The organism is Rhizobium sp. 21-4511-3d, from assembly GCF_053522545.1.
Window position 1 is genome coordinate 836,194 of record NZ_JBNWCF010000001.1, and the last position, 16,168, is coordinate 852,361.

16 protein-coding genes are annotated in these 16,168 nt (G+C 62.6%); 12 read left to right on the plus strand and 4 right to left on the minus strand.

What is annotated here, in order from left to right; all coding sequences use genetic code 11:
* The first annotated feature begins 170 nt into the window (after positions 1-170).
* The 7 genes from ACQZ5H_RS04505 to ACQZ5H_RS04535 all read left to right on the plus strand — a co-directional run bounded on the left by ACQZ5H_RS04505 (position 171) and on the right by ACQZ5H_RS04535 (position 6,483).
* Positions 171-365 carry a twin-arginine translocase TatA/TatE family subunit gene (locus ACQZ5H_RS04505; protein ID WP_112711576.1) on the plus strand — a complete coding sequence of 65 codons (195 nt, stop codon included), beginning with the start codon at positions 171-173 and terminating at the stop codon, positions 363-365.
* Positions 366-414: 49 nt separating this feature from the next.
* Positions 415-1,071 carry a Sec-independent protein translocase protein TatB gene (gene tatB / locus ACQZ5H_RS04510; RefSeq protein WP_449096819.1) on the plus strand — a complete coding sequence of 219 codons (657 nt, stop codon included), beginning with the start codon at positions 415-417 and terminating at the stop codon, positions 1,069-1,071.
* Positions 1,068-1,895, plus strand: a complete 828-nt coding sequence (gene tatC / locus ACQZ5H_RS04515) for a twin-arginine translocase subunit TatC (RefSeq protein ID WP_112711578.1) — start codon at positions 1,068-1,070, stop codon at positions 1,893-1,895. The genes tatB and tatC overlap by 4 nt, the downstream gene beginning before the upstream one ends.
* A gap of 97 nt (positions 1,896-1,992) precedes the next feature.
* Entirely contained in the window at positions 1,993-3,276 is a 1,284-nt protein-coding gene (gene serS / locus ACQZ5H_RS04520) for a serine--tRNA ligase (protein ID WP_449096820.1), read from the plus strand.
* Positions 3,277-3,280: 4 nt separating this feature from the next.
* Complete coding sequence (gene surE, locus ACQZ5H_RS04525; RefSeq protein WP_449096821.1) at positions 3,281-4,048, plus strand: 5'/3'-nucleotidase SurE; 768 nt, start codon at positions 3,281-3,283, stop codon at positions 4,046-4,048.
* A 7-nt stretch (positions 4,049-4,055) separates the two neighbouring features.
* Positions 4,056-4,709: a protein-L-isoaspartate(D-aspartate) O-methyltransferase gene (locus ACQZ5H_RS04530; protein ID WP_112711581.1), complete on the plus strand. Its 654-nt coding sequence runs from the start codon at positions 4,056-4,058 to the stop codon at positions 4,707-4,709.
* 166 nt (positions 4,710-4,875) lie between these two features.
* Entirely contained in the window at positions 4,876-6,483 is a 1,608-nt protein-coding gene (locus tag ACQZ5H_RS04535) for a LysM peptidoglycan-binding domain-containing protein (protein WP_449096822.1), read from the plus strand.
* A gap of 71 nt (positions 6,484-6,554) precedes the next feature.
* Here ACQZ5H_RS04535 and ACQZ5H_RS04540 read toward each other — a convergent pair whose 3' ends face one another.
* Positions 6,555-7,427, minus strand: coding sequence for an ATP-binding protein (locus tag ACQZ5H_RS04540; RefSeq protein WP_130278440.1), 873 nt, complete (start codon positions 7,425-7,427; stop codon positions 6,555-6,557).
* A 209-nt stretch (positions 7,428-7,636) separates the two neighbouring features.
* On the opposite strand from ACQZ5H_RS04540, the gene yajC reads away from it, so the two are divergent.
* The 5 genes from yajC to ACQZ5H_RS04565 all read left to right on the plus strand — a co-directional run bounded on the left by yajC (position 7,637) and on the right by ACQZ5H_RS04565 (position 12,347).
* Positions 7,637-7,984, plus strand: a complete 348-nt coding sequence (yajC, locus tag ACQZ5H_RS04545; protein WP_112711584.1) for a preprotein translocase subunit YajC — start codon at positions 7,637-7,639, stop codon at positions 7,982-7,984.
* Positions 7,985-8,017: 33 nt separating this feature from the next.
* On the plus strand, positions 8,018-10,561 hold the full coding sequence (gene secD / locus ACQZ5H_RS04550; protein ID WP_449096823.1) for a protein translocase subunit SecD: 2,544 nt from the start codon (positions 8,018-8,020) through the stop codon (positions 10,559-10,561).
* Positions 10,562-10,565: 4 nt separating this feature from the next.
* Positions 10,566-10,952 carry an Mth938-like domain-containing protein gene (locus ACQZ5H_RS04555; protein ID WP_112711586.1) on the plus strand — a complete coding sequence of 129 codons (387 nt, stop codon included), beginning with the start codon at positions 10,566-10,568 and terminating at the stop codon, positions 10,950-10,952.
* A gap of 2 nt (positions 10,953-10,954) precedes the next feature.
* Entirely contained in the window at positions 10,955-11,806 is an 852-nt protein-coding gene (locus ACQZ5H_RS04560; RefSeq protein ID WP_449096824.1) for a phytoene/squalene synthase family protein, read from the plus strand.
* Positions 11,807-11,876: 70 nt separating this feature from the next.
* Entirely contained in the window at positions 11,877-12,347 is a 471-nt protein-coding gene (locus ACQZ5H_RS04565) for a hypothetical protein (protein ID WP_449096825.1), read from the plus strand.
* A gap of 7 nt (positions 12,348-12,354) precedes the next feature.
* Here ACQZ5H_RS04565 and trmFO read toward each other — a convergent pair whose 3' ends face one another.
* The 3 genes from trmFO to ACQZ5H_RS04580 all read right to left on the minus strand — a co-directional run bounded on the left by trmFO (position 12,355) and on the right by ACQZ5H_RS04580 (position 16,095).
* Positions 12,355-13,788: a methylenetetrahydrofolate--tRNA-(uracil(54)-C(5))-methyltransferase (FADH(2)-oxidizing) TrmFO gene (gene trmFO / locus ACQZ5H_RS04570; RefSeq protein ID WP_449096826.1), complete on the minus strand. Its 1,434-nt coding sequence runs from the start codon at positions 13,786-13,788 to the stop codon at positions 12,355-12,357.
* A 72-nt stretch (positions 13,789-13,860) separates the two neighbouring features.
* On the minus strand, positions 13,861-15,516 hold the full coding sequence (locus ACQZ5H_RS04575) for a GNAT family N-acetyltransferase (RefSeq protein ID WP_449096827.1): 1,656 nt from the start codon (positions 15,514-15,516) through the stop codon (positions 13,861-13,863).
* 132 nt (positions 15,517-15,648) lie between these two features.
* Positions 15,649-16,095 carry a winged helix-turn-helix transcriptional regulator gene (locus ACQZ5H_RS04580; protein WP_354541068.1) on the minus strand — a complete coding sequence of 149 codons (447 nt, stop codon included), beginning with the start codon at positions 16,093-16,095 and terminating at the stop codon, positions 15,649-15,651.
* Positions 16,096-16,168: the final 73 nt, after the last annotated feature.

A 16,168-nucleotide genomic window follows, 5' to 3' on the forward strand; every position in this document is an offset into this window, starting at 1 on the left:
TTTGCCACTGAGGGCGAAAACAATACTCATCACCACAATTCGATGGCGCAGTGGCTTGTCACAAAGGTCAAAGCCGTGACATTAAGCGTCAATATAAGGGGAATTTTGATGTTGGAAACGATGTCGGAAACTCTTACATCGAAGAGACATCGCAACAGGGAGTATGCGTAATGGGTTCTTTTAGCATGTGGCACTGGCTGATCGTCCTGGTCATCGTGCTGTTGTTGTTCGGCCGCGGAAAGATTCCGGAGCTGATGGGCGACGTTGCCAAGGGCATCAAGAGCTTCAAGAAGGGCATGAACGACGAAGATGCGCCGGAAACGGCGTCGAAGACCGTCGATCACAAGGCCGACGAAACGAAGTAATCAGTCCGGGGACGGGTGGCTTGCCCCGCTTCCCCTCCAGGAGCCTTGAATGTTCGATATTGGCTGGACCGAGCTGCTTGTCATCGCGGTCGTGTTGATTGTGGTGGTAGGTCCGAAGGATCTGCCGCCGATGTTGCGTGCGTTCGGTAAGATGACGCAGCGCGCCAAGAAGGTTGCCGGTGAATTCCGTGCGCAATTCGACGAGGCGCTGCGTGAGGCCGATCTCGACGAGGTGCGCCAGACGCTCGCCGACGCACAGCGTCTCAACCCCGCCAATACGCTGCGCGACGCGATGAACCCGCTGCGCCAGATGGGTAACGACATCAAGGCCGACCTTCAGAACGCGACGAAGGTCGACAACAAGACCGAGGTGCCGGTCAGCGTGCCGGCTCCCTCGATGAGCCTGCCGGAGACGCCTCCGGTCGTAACGCCGGCACCCGCAGCCGAACCGGTTGCTGCGCCTGTCGTTGCTGAAAAGCCGAAGGCCGTGCGCAAGCCGCGTGCTGCCGCTGAGGCAAAGGCCGAGCCTGTGGCTGCCGCTCCCGCGGCCAAGGCAAAGCGTGCGCCCGCAGCAAAGGCCGTAGCGGCTGCGCCTGCAGCCAAGGCTGCCCCGGCTAAGACGGCAGCAGCCAAGACGGCTGCGCCTGCAAAGAAGGTCGCAGCTGCCCCGAAGAAGGCAGCAGCAAAGAAAAAGGATGAGGCATGAGCGGTGATATCGAAGACAAGCCGCAGCCCTTGATCGAGCACCTGATGGAGCTGCGCAGGCGGCTGATGTGGTCGATTGGCGCGTTCTTCATCGCCTTCATCGTCTGCTTCTTTTTCGCTAAGCATCTCTTCAACTACCTCGTCTACCCCTACAAGCTCGCCGTCACCTGGGCGGGCATGGATGTCGACAAGGCGCAGCTGATCTATACCGCCCCGCAGGAGTTCTTCTTCACGCAGGTGAAGGTGGCGATGTTCGGCGGCGTGGTGATCGCTTTCCCGATCATCGCGGCACAGATCTACAAGTTCGTGGCTCCTGGCCTCTACAAGAACGAACGCGCGGCCTTCCTGCCGTTCCTGATCGCTTCGCCGATCCTGTTCCTGCTTGGCGCGGCTCTCGTCTATTTCTTCTTCACGCCGATGGTCATGTGGTTCTTCCTGGCCATGCAGCAGACGCCGGGTCATGGCGATGTCGCCATCTCGCTCTTGCCGAAGGTCTCGGAATATCTGAGCCTGATCATGACGCTGGTGCTGTCTTTCGGTCTCGTCTTCCAGCTTCCCGTCATCACCACGCTGCTCGCCCGTGTCGGCCTGCTGACGTCCGCATGGCTTGCCGAGAAGCGCAAGTTCGCCATTGTCATGGCCTTCATCGTCGCCGCGGTGCTGACGCCGCCCGATCCGATGTCCCAGATCGGTCTTGCACTGCCGACGATCCTTCTCTACGAGATTGCCATCCACGCGGCTCGACTCGTCGAGCGCCAGCGTGCGCGGCAGGCGGTCGAAGAGGCGGAACGATCCGCGGACGTTGCCAACACGGACAGCGTCTGAGCGGCTTCGCAATCTCTTCCCATACGCTTCCGTATCTTCCGGCCGCAGCCAGGTCAGGCTTCGGCCGGTTCCTGTTTTGCAACGACCCGGAACGACAATGCTTGATATCAAATGGATCCGTGAGAACCCCGAGGCGCTCGACGCCGCGCTTGCAAAGCGTGGTGCGGAGGCTTTGGCCCAGTCCCTCGTTGCCCTCGATGAAAAGCGCCGCTCCGCCGTGCAGAAGGCGCAGGACCTGCTGTCGCGCCGCAACGCCGCCTCCAAGGAGATCGGTGCGGCGATGGCGCAGAAGAACAGCGAGCTCGCCGAAAAGCTGAAGGCCGAAGTCGCCGACATCAAGGTGACGCTGCCCGCCGCCGAAGAGGAGGAGCGCCAGCTTAGCGCCGAACTCAACGACGTGCTGTCGCGCGTGCCGAACGTGCCGTTCGACGACGTTCCTGTCGGCGCCGACGAGAGCGGCAATGTCGTCACCCGCACGATCGGCGAAAAGCCGCGCTGGAACCATGCGCCGAAAGAGCATTTCGAAATCGGCGAATCCCTCGGCTACATGGATTTCGACCGCGCCACCAAGCTGTCGGGTTCGCGCTTTACCGTGCTGACCGGCCCGCTTGCCCGTCTCGAGCGGGCGCTCGGCCAGTTCATGATCGACCTGCACACCGGCGAGCACGGCTATACCGAAGTCTCGTCGCCGCTGATGGTGCGCGATGAGGCGATGTTCGGCACCGGCCAGCTGCCGAAATTCGCCGACGACCTCTTCAAGACGACGGATGGCCGCTGGCTGATCCCGACGGCCGAGGTGACGCTGACCAATCTGGTTTCGTCCGAAATCCTCGAGCACGAAAAGCTGCCGCTGCGCTTCACCGCGCTGACCCCGTCCTTCCGCTCGGAAGCTGGTTCTGCCGGCCGCGATACCCGCGGCATGCTGCGCCAGCACCAGTTCTGGAAATGCGAACTCGTCTCGATCACCGACGCCGAAAGCGCTGTTGCAGAGCATGAGCGCATGACAGCCTGCGCCGAAGAAGTTCTGAAGCGCCTCGGCCTGCATTTCCGCACCATGACGCTCTGCACCGGCGACATGGGCTTCGGCGCGCGCAAGACCTACGACCTGGAAGTCTGGCTCCCTGGCCAGAACACGTTCCGCGAAATCTCGTCCTGCTCGGTCTGCGGCGATTTCCAGGGCCGCCGCATGGATGCACGCTACCGCGCAAAGGGCGAAAAGGGCACAAAGTTCGTTCACACGCTAAACGGCTCGGGCACCGCCGTCGGTCGCTGCCTGATCGCCGTTCTGGAGAACTACCTGAACGAAGACGGCTCGGTGACTATTCCGGACGCGCTGCTGCCCTATATGGGCGGTTTGAAGAAGATCGAACGGGCGGCTTGAAGAGATGCGCATTCTGCTCACCAATGACGATGGCATTCATGCCGAAGGCCTCGCAGCGCTTGAGCGGATTGCGCGTACTCTGTCCGACGACGTCTGGATCGTTGCACCCGAAACGGACCAGAGCGGCCTGGCGCATTCGCTGAGCCTCTCCGAGCCGCTCAGGCTGCGCAAGGTCTCCGACAAGCATTTCGCCCTGCGCGGCACCCCGACCGATTGCGTCATCATGGGCGTCAAGCAGGTCATGGACATCAAGCCGGACCTCATCCTGTCGGGCGTCAATTCCGGCTCGAATGTCGCCGACGATGTGACTTATTCCGGCACCATCGCCGGCGCCATCGAAGGCACGATGCAGGGCGTGCGCTCCTTCGCGTTGAGTCAGGCCTATGTCTATGCCGATGGCGCGCGGATCGTCCCTTGGGAAGTCTGCGAGGCGCATGCGCCGGCACTTCTCGAAAAGCTGATGAAGGTCGATCTGCCCGAAGGCACGTTCCTGAACCTCAACTTCCCGAACTGCCGTCCGGATGAAGTCGATGGCGTCGAGGTCACCGCTCAGGGCAAGCTCGCCTTCAACCTGCAGGTCGATGCGCGCTCGGATGGCCGCGGTTTTCCCTATTACTGGCTGAAGTTCGGCGAGCGTGCCGGCGCCTTTGCCGCAGGCACCGATATCCACGCTTTGAAGCATAATAAGATTTCGGTAACACCTTTGAAACTGGATTTGACCGATTATTCCGTGAAAGACCGCGTGGAGCGGACGCTTTCAGGTACGGAGTAATCAGGCATTGTCAGCACGGCTGGTCGAGAAGGAAGGTTTTGCGGCCCTCGTATTGCGGCTGCGCGCCGAAGGTATTTCCGACATCGATCTGCTGACCGCAGTCGAGCAGACGCCGCGCTCGCTCTTCGTACCGCCGCAATTTGCTGAAGACGCCTATTCGACACGGACGATCCCGATCGAATGCGGTTCGTTCGTTGAAGGTGTCGATACAGCCGTCCGCATCCTGCATCACCTGAAGGTCAAGCCGGGCCAGCGCGTGCTCGAAGTTGGCACGGGCAGCGGCTTCATGGCCGCGGTGATGGGCCGTATGGCCGAGCGCGTTCTGACGATCGACCGCTACAAGACGCTGGTCGTCAACGCGCAGAAGCGCATGGACCAGCTCAGCCTGCGCAACATCATCGTCCGCCAGGCCGATGGCAGCAACGGCCTGCAGGGCGAGGGCACCTTCGATCGTATTCTGGTCACTGCCGCTTTCGCCTCGATGCCGCGATTCTATACCGACCAGCTGGTCTCGGGCGGCTCCATGATCGCGCCGCTGATGATCTCAGATGACGAGTGCCGGATGGTGCGTCTGACGAAGACCGGCAGCCGCTTCGAGCGCGAAGAGCTCTTCACCGTTCCCTACCTGCCCATCGTTCCGCGGCTGGCTTCGCAGCTTTGATCTCAGGCGCCACGCGCCGGTGCCTGCGGGCTGCGATATCTCACCCGCAAAACTATGGTTATCAATTCCTCTAAAAAAACGCTCCAATTCCAGCGCTTTAACCGCGTGGTAATACTAACGCGCTTTAATACTCCCACAAATGGTTGCGTTGTGAGTGGGTCGTGTCATGAGTTTTTGTGTTTCGCCAAAGTTCGGAAAGTCGGCCTTCAATCTTCTGGCTGTCGCCTTGCTGGCGAGTGCGGCGACAGGCTGCAGTTCCGATGTGTCGCGCTTCAGCGGCGGTCTTTTCAGTTCCGGTCAGGATCAGATGACGACGGGTTCGGTCCCGCGCCGCAGCATGAGCGGTCTGCAGGGTGATCCGGTTCCGCAGGCTGACATGCAGGGCGGCGGCGCAATGCAGCCTTCCTACGGCAACAACAATCAGGCCTATAACAACCAATCCTACAATCAGCCTTACCCGGCTTCGACTGGCGCGATCCGCTCCAATGCCCGCATGGCATCGGCTCCGGTCACCGTTCAGCGTTCCGAGCTCTCGGCTCCGACGGGTGCTGCACCGTCCGCTTCCCGCGAACGTCAGGAAGCGCTTGCTCAGCCGTTCCCGGCGTCGCCCTCGGCTTCCGCTCCGCGCAAGATGCAGGCTGCACCGAAGCTTGCGGCTCCGGACAATCTGACGACCGGTTCCACGCCGAAGGCAAGCGGCTGGTCTTCCTCCAACGCTCCGTCGGTCACGGTTCGTCCGGGCGAAAGCCTCGCCGTTCTCGCCCGCCGCTACGGCGTTCCGGAGAAGGAAATCCTCCGCGTCAACAACATGAAATCTGCCTCGGCCATTCAGCCCGGTCAGACGATCCTGATCCCAACCTTCAACGGCGGCAGCAATGCTGCGAAGTCGGCGGCGCAGACGGCGGATCTTTCCAAGCAGGGCAAGGCTCCCGAGCCCTACAAGGCACCGGAACAGAACGTTGCCGTTCTGCCGGGCGCCAACACGGTCCGCGACAAGTCGCAGGTCACCGCCGACGGTGCTCTGGGCAAGGTCGCGGCAGCTGGTGGCAAGGCTCCGGCCGGTAGCGGCAGCTACACGGTCAAGCAGGGTGACTCGCTTGCCAAGATCGCCAAGTCGACCGGCGCCAGCGTCGATGCCATCAAGTCCGCAAACAACCTGCAGGCAAGCTCGATCCGCATCGGTCAGACGCTGACCATTCCGGGCGGCTCTGCCGGTACCGACCAGATGAAGACGGCTTCGATCCCGGCCAAGGCCGCCGAGCCGAAGGCTGCTGCTCCGGCGGCAACCGAAACCGCATCGAACCAGCCTGCCGCCTACAAGGCACCGGCTGCGACGCAGACCGTCGACGAAGTCGAGAAGAAGTCCGATGTCGCCTCCGCGGCTCCGGAAGCAACGGGTATCGGCAAGTATCGCTGGCCGGTTCGCGGTGCGGTCATTGCCGCCTACGGCGCCAACGTCAACGGCAGCCGCAACGACGGTATCGACATCTCGGTTCCGCAGGGCACGCCGATCAAGGCCGCCGAAAACGGCGTCGTCATCTATGCCGGCAACGGCCTGAAGGAACTCGGCAACACGGTTCTCGTCCGCCACGACGACGGCACCGTCACCGTCTACGGCAATGCCGATACGCTGAGCGTCACCCGCGGTCAGAAGATCCAGCGCGGCCAGACCGTCGCGGTCTCCGGCATGAGCGGCAACGTCAAGCAGCCGCAGGTCCACTTCGAAGTCCGCAAGGATGCTTCGCCGGTCAATCCGATCACGTTCCTCGAATAGTTAGCGCGTACGGGGAAATGCGAAAGCCCGGCTTCGAGCCGGGCTTTTTGCGTTATGGGGACTGTCTCGTCTCAATCGCGGGCGAGGTTGATACGCATGCGCCCGGCGAGGTCCTGCACGTATTGCCAGGCAACACGGCCGGAGCGCGCGCCGCGGGTCGTCGCCCATTCCAGCGCCTCGGCATGCAGCTTCTCGCGCTCGAGCGGCAGCTTGAAGTGATCTGCATAGCCGTCGATCATCGTCAGGTAATCTTCCTGGCTGCACTTGTGGAAGCCGAGCCACAGGCCGAAGCGATCCGAGAGCGACACCTTTTCCTCTACAGCCTCTGACGGGTTGATCGCCGTCGACTGCTCGTTCTCCATCATGTGGCGCGGCAGAAGGTGGCGGCGGTTCGACGTCGCGTAGAACAGCACATTGTCCGGCCGCCCCTCGACGCCGCCGTCGAGCGCTGCCTTCAGCGACTTGTAGGCGGTGTCGTCATGATCGAAGGAGAGGTCGTCGCAGAACACGATGATCCGGTGCGGCACATCCTTCATCAGGTCGAGCAGGGCGGGCAGGCTGGCAATGTCTTCGCGGTGAACCTCGACGAGCTTCAGCGATACGCCGCTCTCACGCCGCACATCCTCATGCACGGCCTTGACCAGCGACGACTTGCCCATGCCGCGCGCGCCCCAAAGAAGCACGTTGTTGGCGGCAAAGCCTTCGGCGAAGCGCACGGTGTTCTCATGCAGGATGTCGCGGACATGATCGACGCCGCGGATCAGCTTCAGCGCCACCCGGTTCGGCCGCGCCACCGGCTGCAGATGCTGGCGGGCAGGGGACCATACGAAGCAGTCTGCCGCCGTCCAGTCATTGACCGCCGGTGGCGGACCTGCCAGCCGTTCGACGGCCGCCGTCAGCCTCTTGAGCTCCTGCAGAATGACGCTGTTGATCTCGTCAGTCATGCGATGTCCTCCTGAATTTCGTGCGGCAGGACGCCGCCTGTCGTCTTTCGTGGCGGGGTAGCATGGCCTTTCCACAGCCGAAAGGTTATCAGGCAGCGGATTCGGTACGCCTCACGGCTGTTTTTGTTGCATTCGTTCTTACCGCAACTATAGTCCGGCCACTGAAAAGAGAGGCGGAATTTCGCCGCCCGCAGCTGAGGAGTTTATCAATGTTCATCACCCCGGCATTTGCCCAGGCCGCAACGGATACTGCCGCGTCGCCATTCGGCTCCGGCTTCGAAATGATCATCCTGTTCGTGCCGCTGATGGTCGTCTGGTATTTCCTGCTGATCCGTCCGCAGCGCGCCCAGGCCAAGAAGCGCGCCGACACGCTTTCCGCAATCCGCCGCGGCGACCAGGTCGTCACCGCCGGTGGTCTCGTTGGCAAGGTCACGAAGGTCGTTGACGACAAGGAAGTTGAAGTGGAAATTGCTGATGGCGTTCGCGTTCGCGTCGTCCGCAGCGGTATCGCCGATGTTCGCGTCAAGGGCGAGCCGGTTAAGGCCGACGCTGCATAACATTGCTTTCGGCAGCCAGATCGGAAAGGCAGAATGCGTCAATTTTCCCTTTGGAAAACTCTTCTGATCTGGTTTGCCATCGTCGCGGCGGCACTGGCCGCCGCGCCAAATCTTTTCTCCCCCAATACACTTGCTTCCCTGCCGCAATGGCTACCGCACAAGGCACTGACGCCGGGCCTCGATCTCAGGGGCGGCGCCTATCTCGTCGTCAAGATCGACCGCGCCGATATCGTCCAGAGCCGGCTTGAAAGCACCGTTGCCAGCGTCCGCACACGGCTGCGCGATGCCAATATCCGCTATACCGGACTTGCCGGAAACGCTCAGACGGTCCAGGTGCGCATTACCGACGCCGCCCAGATCGACCGTGCGCTGTCTCTGCTTGCACCGCTCGCCGTGCCGGCCGGCGGCGTTCCCGATGCCGATATCGCGATCACCAAGGCGAATGACGGCCAGATCAACCTGCAGATCAGCGACAAGGCGATCGATCGTACGCTCGCCTCGGCGCTGGAGCGCTCGGTCGCGATCGTTGCCCATCGCGCCATCGAAGCCGGCGGCATCGATCCCATCATCACGCCCGCGGGCCGCGACCGGCTGGTCGTCCAGATCCCGGGTCTCGGCGATCCGCAGCGTTTCAAGGACCTGCTGAGCCAGCCGGGCAAGCTGACCTTCCGCCTCGTCGATTCGAGCGTCAGCGCACAGGATGCGATGGCCGGCAGCGTGCCGCCCGGATCCGAGATCGTCTATTCGCAGGACGATCCGCCGATCGCCTATCTCGTCGAGCGCGCCGAAGTGCTGCATGCGTCCGATCTCGGCGATTTCGCCATCGAACCAGGCCCGACGCCGGATACGTCCTTCCTGACCTTCAATTTCAATCTCGACGGCTCGCGCCGCTTTACCGATCTCGTCGAGAAGAATGCCGGGCGCACGCTGGCGATCCTGCTCGACGATCAGGTGCTGACGGCGCCCGAGCTCAGCAAGCTGCCGGTCGGTGACAGCAGCCGCATTCCGCTGAACTATTCGCCCGACGAAAGCGAAGACCTCGCCGCCATGCTGCGCTCCGGCCCTCTGCCTGCGGCGCTCACCATCGTCGAGGAGCGGACGATCGATCCAGGCCTCAGCGGTGATGCGATCCATGCCGGCCTGATTGCCGGCATCATCGGCGCCGTGCTGGTGGCCGGGCTGATGATCGGCCTCTACGGCATGCTTGGCGTCATCGCCAGCGTTGCTCTGCTGGTCAACCTTTTGATGATCGTCGCCGTGCTCACCGTCTTCGGGGCGCCGCTGACGCTGCCCGGCCTTGCCGGCATGGTGCTGATGATCGGCATCGCCGTGGATGCCTGCGTGCTGATCTATGAGCGTATCCGCGAGGAGCTGAAGGCCGGCCTGCATCTGGATCAGGCGATTTCCGCCGGCTATTCGCGCGCCTTCATGACCGTGGTCGATGCCAGCATCACCATGCTGGTGGCCGCCGCCATCCTCTTCTATCTCGGCAGCGACGCCATCCGCGGCTTTGCCGTGACGCTGGCGGCCGGGATCATCACCACGGCTTTCACCGCCTTCCTTTTCACCCGTCCGCTGGTCGAGGCCTGGGTGCGCCGCCGCCGCTTGAGGCACCTGCCGAAGAGCGTCCATACCGACGTCTTCGACGGCACCGCAGTCCGATTCATCGGCATCCGCCGCTACACTTTCACGGCGCTCGCAGCCCTTTCGCTCGTCTGCATGCTGGGTGTCGCGACCGCAGGCATGCATCTCGGCGTCGACTTCACCGGCGGCTCGCTGATCGAGGCCCGCTCGAAGGACGGTACTGCCGATGCTGACGATATCCGTTCGCGCCTCAGCGAGCTCAATCTCGGCGATGTCGAGGTCAAGCGGCTGCGCGATCCGGCAAGCGCGATGATCCGCCTGCAGTCCCAGGGCGGCGGCGACAACGCCGAACAGTCGGCGATCTCGCTGGTGCGCAGCGAATTGCAGGACGAGTATGATTTCCGCCGCTTGGAAGTGGTTGGCCCGGCTGTGTCGGGCGAGCTTGCCCGCACCGCGACGCTCGGCGTTCTCGCGTCGCTGCTGGCAATCCTGATCTATATCTGGATCCGCTTCGAGTGGCAGTTCGCGATCGGCGCGATCATCGCCACGCTGCACGACGTCATCCTGACGCTAGGCTTCTTCGTGGTGACCGGCATCGAGTTCAACCTGACCAGTATCGCGGCGCTGCTCGTCATCGTCGGCTATTCGCTGAACGATACCGTCGTCGTATACGACCGCATGCGCGAAAACCTGAAACGCTATACGCGCATGCCGTTGCCGATCCTGATCGACGCCTCGATCAACCAGACGCTGTCGCGCACCATCCTGACGGCCGCAACGACGCTGCTCGCGCTGCTGGCGCTGACGCTGTTCGGCGGCGAGGTGATCCGGCCCTTCGCGCTGGTGATGCTCTTTGGCGTTGCCGTCGGCACCTTCTCCTCCATCTATATTGCTGCGCCGGTCCTGATTCTCTTCAGGCTTCGCCCGAAATCCTACGACGACGAGGATGAGAACGAGACGGCCGGCGGCACACCTGGAAAGGCCACAGTCTAAAATCATGGCAAAAGGCATCGAAATCCGCGAGGCCCATTTCCCGGGCCGCGCGCCCATCGACACCTATGGCAATGGCGGCTTCCGCTTCGCCGACATGTCGCATCGCGGCTCCATCCTGTGCCTGCCCTCGGGCATCCACGGCTGGGATATGGATATGACCAAGCCGCTGTCGGTGGAGAATTTCACGAAGGTTCTCGATGAAGCCGGCGATATCGAGGTGTTGCTGGTCGGCACCGGTACCGAGCTTCGCCGCCTGCCGCCGGAATTGAAGCAGGCGCTGAAGGCGCGAGGCATCTCGTCGGATCCGATGAGCACCGGCGCTGCGGTTCGCACCTACAACATCATGCTTGCCGAATCCCGCGCAGTCGCAGCGGCATTGATCGCGGTCTGACCATGTCCGAGACGAAGCCTGGAAACCAGGAGATCTGCCTGGCGATGCTGCGCGACAATGATCGCGACCGCTATCTCGCGAGCCTGCTGTCGCCGGACGACAAGCGCGCCGCACTCGTTGCCCTCTATGCCTTCAATGCCGAACTCGCCAAGGTGCGCGATCTCGTCCATGAGCCGCTGCCAGGCGAAGTGCGCATGCAATATTGGCGCGACCTCCTGGAAGGCAGCGCCCATGGCTCGACCGAAGCCAATCCGGTTGCCGCCGAACTGCTGACCGCCATCGAGGCGCACCGACTGCCGCGCCAGACGCTGATCAACATGATTGAGGCGCGCATCTTTGATCTCTATGACGATCCGATGGAGAGCCGCAGTGCGCTGGAAGGCTATGCAGGCGAAACCGCCTCGGCGCTGATCCAGCTCGCAAGCCTCGTCCTGTCGCCCGAGGATGCCGCGAAGTCTGCCGATGCGGCAGGCCATGCAGGCGTCGCGCAGGCGATCGCCGGCATGCTGCTGTTGATGCCGCTGCACCGCCACCGCGGGCAGGTCTATATCCCGCTTGAAATCCTGAGCGCCACCGGCCTCGACCGCGACAGCTTCCTTGCGGGCGAGGACAAGGCAAGGATTTCGGCGGCCATCGAGGCCTTCGCCGGTCTTGGCCGCGATCATCTTGCAAAGGCACGGGCGGCAACGCTTCCGGCAAGCGTCTTCCCGGCCTTCCTGCCGGCGACGATCGCCGAGCCGGTGCTGAAGAAGGCACAGAAGGCAGGGGCAGGCCTCTTCGATCAGCCGCTGCAATCCGCCCAATGGCGCCGCCAATTCGCCATGACCATGGCGATGATGCGCAAGAAAATCTGAGCCGAGTTCAAACTCGCGCAAGGCTCAGGCATTATAAGGCGGCAACCGCAAGTCCTTTTGGAGAACGGCGTTGAGCATTATCGTCTGGATCGTCATTTTCGCAGCCCTGTTCCTCCTTGCCTTCGTGGCGACGCGGATGGCATCGCAGAACCGCGATGAAGAGGGTTTGCGCGACATGGGTCTGGCGATCCTCGAGTTCAATCGCGCCTTCCCGCACGAGGCGATCCGCCAGCTGCAGGCAACGGCCGATGGCCAGGTGGTCTTCGTGCGCCTGCATGACAACAAGGCTGGTTTCATGCGCAGCATGCACCGCCACTTCTCTTGCCACGTGCTTCAGCCGGGCAGGGTGCGGGTCGCAAGCTCGGAAACGGGCAAGGGACTGGTGATCGACTTCCTCGACCATCCGCATCAGAACGGCACCTTCGAATTCGTTTCCGCCAAGGAGGCGTCCGAAGTCTCGCTCTGGCTGCTCGGCAATTATGTCGCCGATGCCGATCTGATGCTGCCGCCGGCCGAAAAGCCGGCAGCCAACAATCATTGATCTCTGATCAGGCGCTTTCGGCGAGCGGTACGCTCTGGCCGAGCCACGCGGCGCAATCGGCAAGCGCCCGCTTGGCGATCAGCTGACGCTTCATGATCGTCTTGTCCTTGCCGCGGAAGCGCTTGACGCCCTCCGGCTTGACGATCGAACCCGGCTGCAGCTCCGGGAAGAGGCCGAAATTGATGTTCATTGGCTGGAAGGAGCGCTTGCCCGGTTCCTCGTCAGTCACCAGATGGCCGCCGGTGATATGGCCGAGCAGCGAGCCGAGTGCCGTCGTGACAGGCGGCAGCGATACCGCTTCGCCCTTGCGCTCCGCAGCCGCGAAGCGTCCCGCCAGAAGACCGACGCTGGCGCTTTCGACATAGCCCTCGCAGCCGGTGATCTGACCGGCGAAGCGCAGACCGGGGCGCGACTTCAGCGTCAGCGAATGGTCGAGCAGCGTCGGCGAATTGATGTAGGTGTTGCGGTGCAGGCCGCCGAGGCGGGCGAATTCTGCATTCTCCAGGCCGGGGATCATCCGGAAGATATCGGCCTGCGCGCCGTATTTCAGCTTCGTCTGGAAGCCGACCATGTTGTAGAGCGTGCCGAGCGCATTGTCTTGGCGCAGCTGCACGACGGCATAGGCCTTGACACCAGGATTATGGGAGTTGGTGAGGCCCATCGGCTTCATCGGCCCGTGGCGCAGCGTTTCGCGGCCGCGCTCGGCCATGATCTCGATCGGCAGGCAGCCGTCGAAATAAGGCGTGCCTTCCCATTCCTTGAAGCCGACTGTGTCGCCGGCGATCAGCGCGTCTACGAAGGCATTGTACTGCTCTTCGGTCATCGGGCAGTTGATGTAGTCCTTGCCGGTGCCGCCGGGGCCGACCTTGTCGTAGCGCGACTGATACCAGCAGATATCCATGTCGATGCTCTCACGATAGACGATCGGCGCGATGGCATCGAAAAAGGCGAGTGCATCGGCGCCGGTCTCGGCCTGGATGGCTTCGGCAAGTGACGGCGCCGTTAGCGGTCCGGTGGCGATAATCGCCTGATCCCATTCCTTCGGTGGCAGGCCAGCGACTTCCTCGCGAACAACGGTGACGAGCGGATGCTCCTCGATCGCTTTGGTCACGGCTTCCGCGAAGCCGTCGCGGTCGACGGCAAGCGCGCCGCCTGCCGGAACCTGATGCTTGTCGGCGCAGGCCATGATCAGCGACCCGGCCATGCGCATTTCCGCATGGATGACGCCAACGGCATTGCTGGTCGCATCGTCGGAGCGGAAGGAGTTGGAGCAGACGAGCTCGGCAAGGCTATCCGTCTTGTGCGCATCGGTGCCGCGAACGCCGCGCATCTCGTGCAGGACAACGGGAACGCCGGCATTGGCGATCTGCCAGGCAGCTTCGGAGCCTGCGAGGCCGCCGCCGATGACATGGATGGGGGAGTGGGAAGAGGTCTTGGTCATGGGCGGCTGATTATCACGCCTCGTCAGCGCAGGAAACTCCCGCGTTCAAAAAGGCAGGGCTTCGCACCACGATCAGGAGAAGGCCGGCTCCCGCTCGAATTTCGGCCGTGACGGTAGCGGCAGCACCCGCTTTGCCTGCTTTGCTTTCTTCGCCCGTACCTTCGGCTCCGGCACCTGCTCGGTGACGATCCGGCGCAGGGCATCGCGCGCCTTCTCTGCATAGGCTTGCTGCTTCGGGTCGTCGTAGTTGAATTGCTCGATCATCGAGAAGGAGCGGGCGGCCTCGTCCTTCCGCCCGGCGCCGGCCAGCGCCACGCCCTGCTTGTAATAGGCCTGTGCATCATAGGGCGCGATCTGGATGATCTTGCCGAAGGTCTTGGCGGCCTGATCATAGGTGCCGAGCGCCAGCTGTGTCTCGCCGAGCTTCAGATAGACGGGGGCGGGGTCCTTGACGCGGCCGATCAGCCCCGCAAAGGCCGCTTCGGCCTCCGGCAGCATGCCGCGGTCGAAGGTCAGGCTCGCGAGGCCGAACTCGGCGCCGATATGGCCGGGCACTGTGGCGAGCAGCTGCTTGAAGGAGGACTCCGCATAGGCCTTGTCGCCGCGCCGGTACATGTCGAGCGCCCGCTCATAGATGAAATCGACGCTGCGCCGGTTGATGACCTCGCCGAGATTGCGGCCGGTGCGGCTGCGGAAGATGGTGCAGGAGAGCTGCCGCTCCTGTGGCCCGAACATATACTTGTAGGGCTCGGTTCCACGCAGGAAGTCGTAGGTCTTGAAACCCTCGGCGATCGCCTTGCGGATGCAGTGGGCGTGCAGGATGAGACCGGGAGAGGGCGTCTTCCACTCCTCGTCTCGGCCCGTGATATAGAATAGGACCGACTTCTTCTGCCTGTCGATCATGTTGGCCAGCACGCCGAGCGGCCGGTCGCCATGCCAGAGAACCGGGACATCGAGATTGCCGGTCGCAAAGCTGTCCATCAGCAGGGTCCGCGTCCCGGCGACCAGCCGGTCGGTCCGTTCCTCGCCCTTCTTCGCCAGCCACTTGATCCGCCAGAACCTGAAGAGAATGTCGAGATCGCGCTCGATCGTCTCCGCCGTCGCCATGGTGATCCGGTAGTTCTCGTCAGCCTCGACCTTGCGCATGAAGCGGCGCAGCTTCTGCCGCGTCTGGCTGCTCATGCTGGTGTCGAGATAGACGTCGAAACTGTCGGGCAGATGGACGACCGGGCAGATGCAATTGTCGATATTCTCGGCATTCTTCGGCGAGCTGTCGCGAAACATCACGTCAGGCCCCTCCAGCGCCCGCAGGAATGCGTCGCGGCGCTCCTGCGGCCCGTAGAAGAACTCGACCTTCAGATGCGTCCAGTTCTGCTGCTTGAGATATTGAGAGAAGCCTTCGATAGCGTTCTGCTCATAGGCAGGTTCGGCGAGGAAGCCGGTATAATCGGCCGAGCAGTTGCCGGCCATGATGATCTCGTCGATGAACTGGCCGGTCTTCTCGTCGTGCTGTGTGACCACCCGTAACGGGAAGAAGGCGACGTAGGGTGAACCTTCCGGCTTTTCGCGTAGCGCCAGCACGAACCAGCGGTTTCGCCGCGCGAGATAGGGCTTCAGCCAGATCCAGGAGAGGAAGTGCTGGGCGTAGGGATCGTTTCCATAGACCCGCTCCCACTGTTCGCGGAGCCCGTCGAAACCGGCCTCCGTGTCGATCACGTCAATGCGCATCATCCCCCTCCCAACACCCCTTACACAGTTCGGGAACCTGCATTCTACGGGGAAACGGCAGGCATCAAATATGCCGTTCGGATAAAAACCGGCATCAAATCGGGCTAGCCTTGCGGGTTAGGGAATGGCTGCTCAGCTAGGCGCAATCACCTGGGTATCCGGCCAGGCAATCCGCCGGCCATCGGCGGCGCGGAGTTCCAGCCGGGAAACCGGCGCGCCGCTCTCGGTATCGACGAGAACCGAGCGGCGCTCCTGCGGTCTGTAGCGATGCGCCTCGCCCCATTGGCGCAGGGCGACGATGACATGGAAGAGGTCGCGCCCTGCTGCGCTCAGCACATATTCCTGATAGGCGCTGCCATCGGAGGCAGGCACGAGGTCGAGAACGCCGGCTTCCACCAGGTCGCGAAGCCGGGTTGCCAGCATGCCCTTGGCAATCCCGAGATTCTGCTGGAAGGCGGTGAAGCGGGTGATGCCGTCGAAAGCGTCGCGAATGATCAGCAGCGACCACCAGTCGCCAATCGCATCGAGGCTACGTGCAACCGGGCACTCGGCCTCGCGAAAGCTCTTCCGCTTCATTATCGGTCCTCCATTCTGGTTCTAAAATAGAACTAGAACGTTCGCACCTCAAGTGGTCTCATCATTGAACTGGATT

Coding starts and splice junctions, on each gene's coding strand:
- ACQZ5H_RS04505 (WP_112711576.1), top strand. CDS start 171: ATGGGTTCTTTTAGCATGTGGCACTGGCTGATCGTCCTGGTCATCGTG.
- tatB (WP_449096819.1), top strand. CDS start 415: ATGTTCGATATTGGCTGGACCGAGCTGCTTGTCATCGCGGTCGTGTTG.
- tatC (WP_112711578.1), top strand. CDS start 1,068: ATGAGCGGTGATATCGAAGACAAGCCGCAGCCCTTGATCGAGCACCTG.
- serS (WP_449096820.1), top strand. CDS start 1,993: ATGCTTGATATCAAATGGATCCGTGAGAACCCCGAGGCGCTCGACGCC.
- surE (WP_449096821.1), top strand. CDS start 3,281: ATGCGCATTCTGCTCACCAATGACGATGGCATTCATGCCGAAGGCCTC.
- ACQZ5H_RS04535 (WP_449096822.1), top strand. CDS start 4,876: ATGAGTTTTTGTGTTTCGCCAAAGTTCGGAAAGTCGGCCTTCAATCTT.
- ACQZ5H_RS04540 (WP_130278440.1), bottom strand. CDS start 7,427: ATGACTGACGAGATCAACAGCGTCATTCTGCAGGAGCTCAAGAGGCTG.
- yajC (WP_112711584.1), top strand. CDS start 7,637: ATGTTCATCACCCCGGCATTTGCCCAGGCCGCAACGGATACTGCCGCG.
- secD (WP_449096823.1), top strand. CDS start 8,018: ATGCGTCAATTTTCCCTTTGGAAAACTCTTCTGATCTGGTTTGCCATC.
- ACQZ5H_RS04555 (WP_112711586.1), top strand. CDS start 10,566: ATGGCAAAAGGCATCGAAATCCGCGAGGCCCATTTCCCGGGCCGCGCG.
- ACQZ5H_RS04560 (WP_449096824.1), top strand. CDS start 10,955: ATGTCCGAGACGAAGCCTGGAAACCAGGAGATCTGCCTGGCGATGCTG.
- trmFO (WP_449096826.1), bottom strand. CDS start 13,788: ATGACCAAGACCTCTTCCCACTCCCCCATCCATGTCATCGGCGGCGGC.
- ACQZ5H_RS04575 (WP_449096827.1), bottom strand. CDS start 15,516: ATGCGCATTGACGTGATCGACACGGAGGCCGGTTTCGACGGGCTCCGC.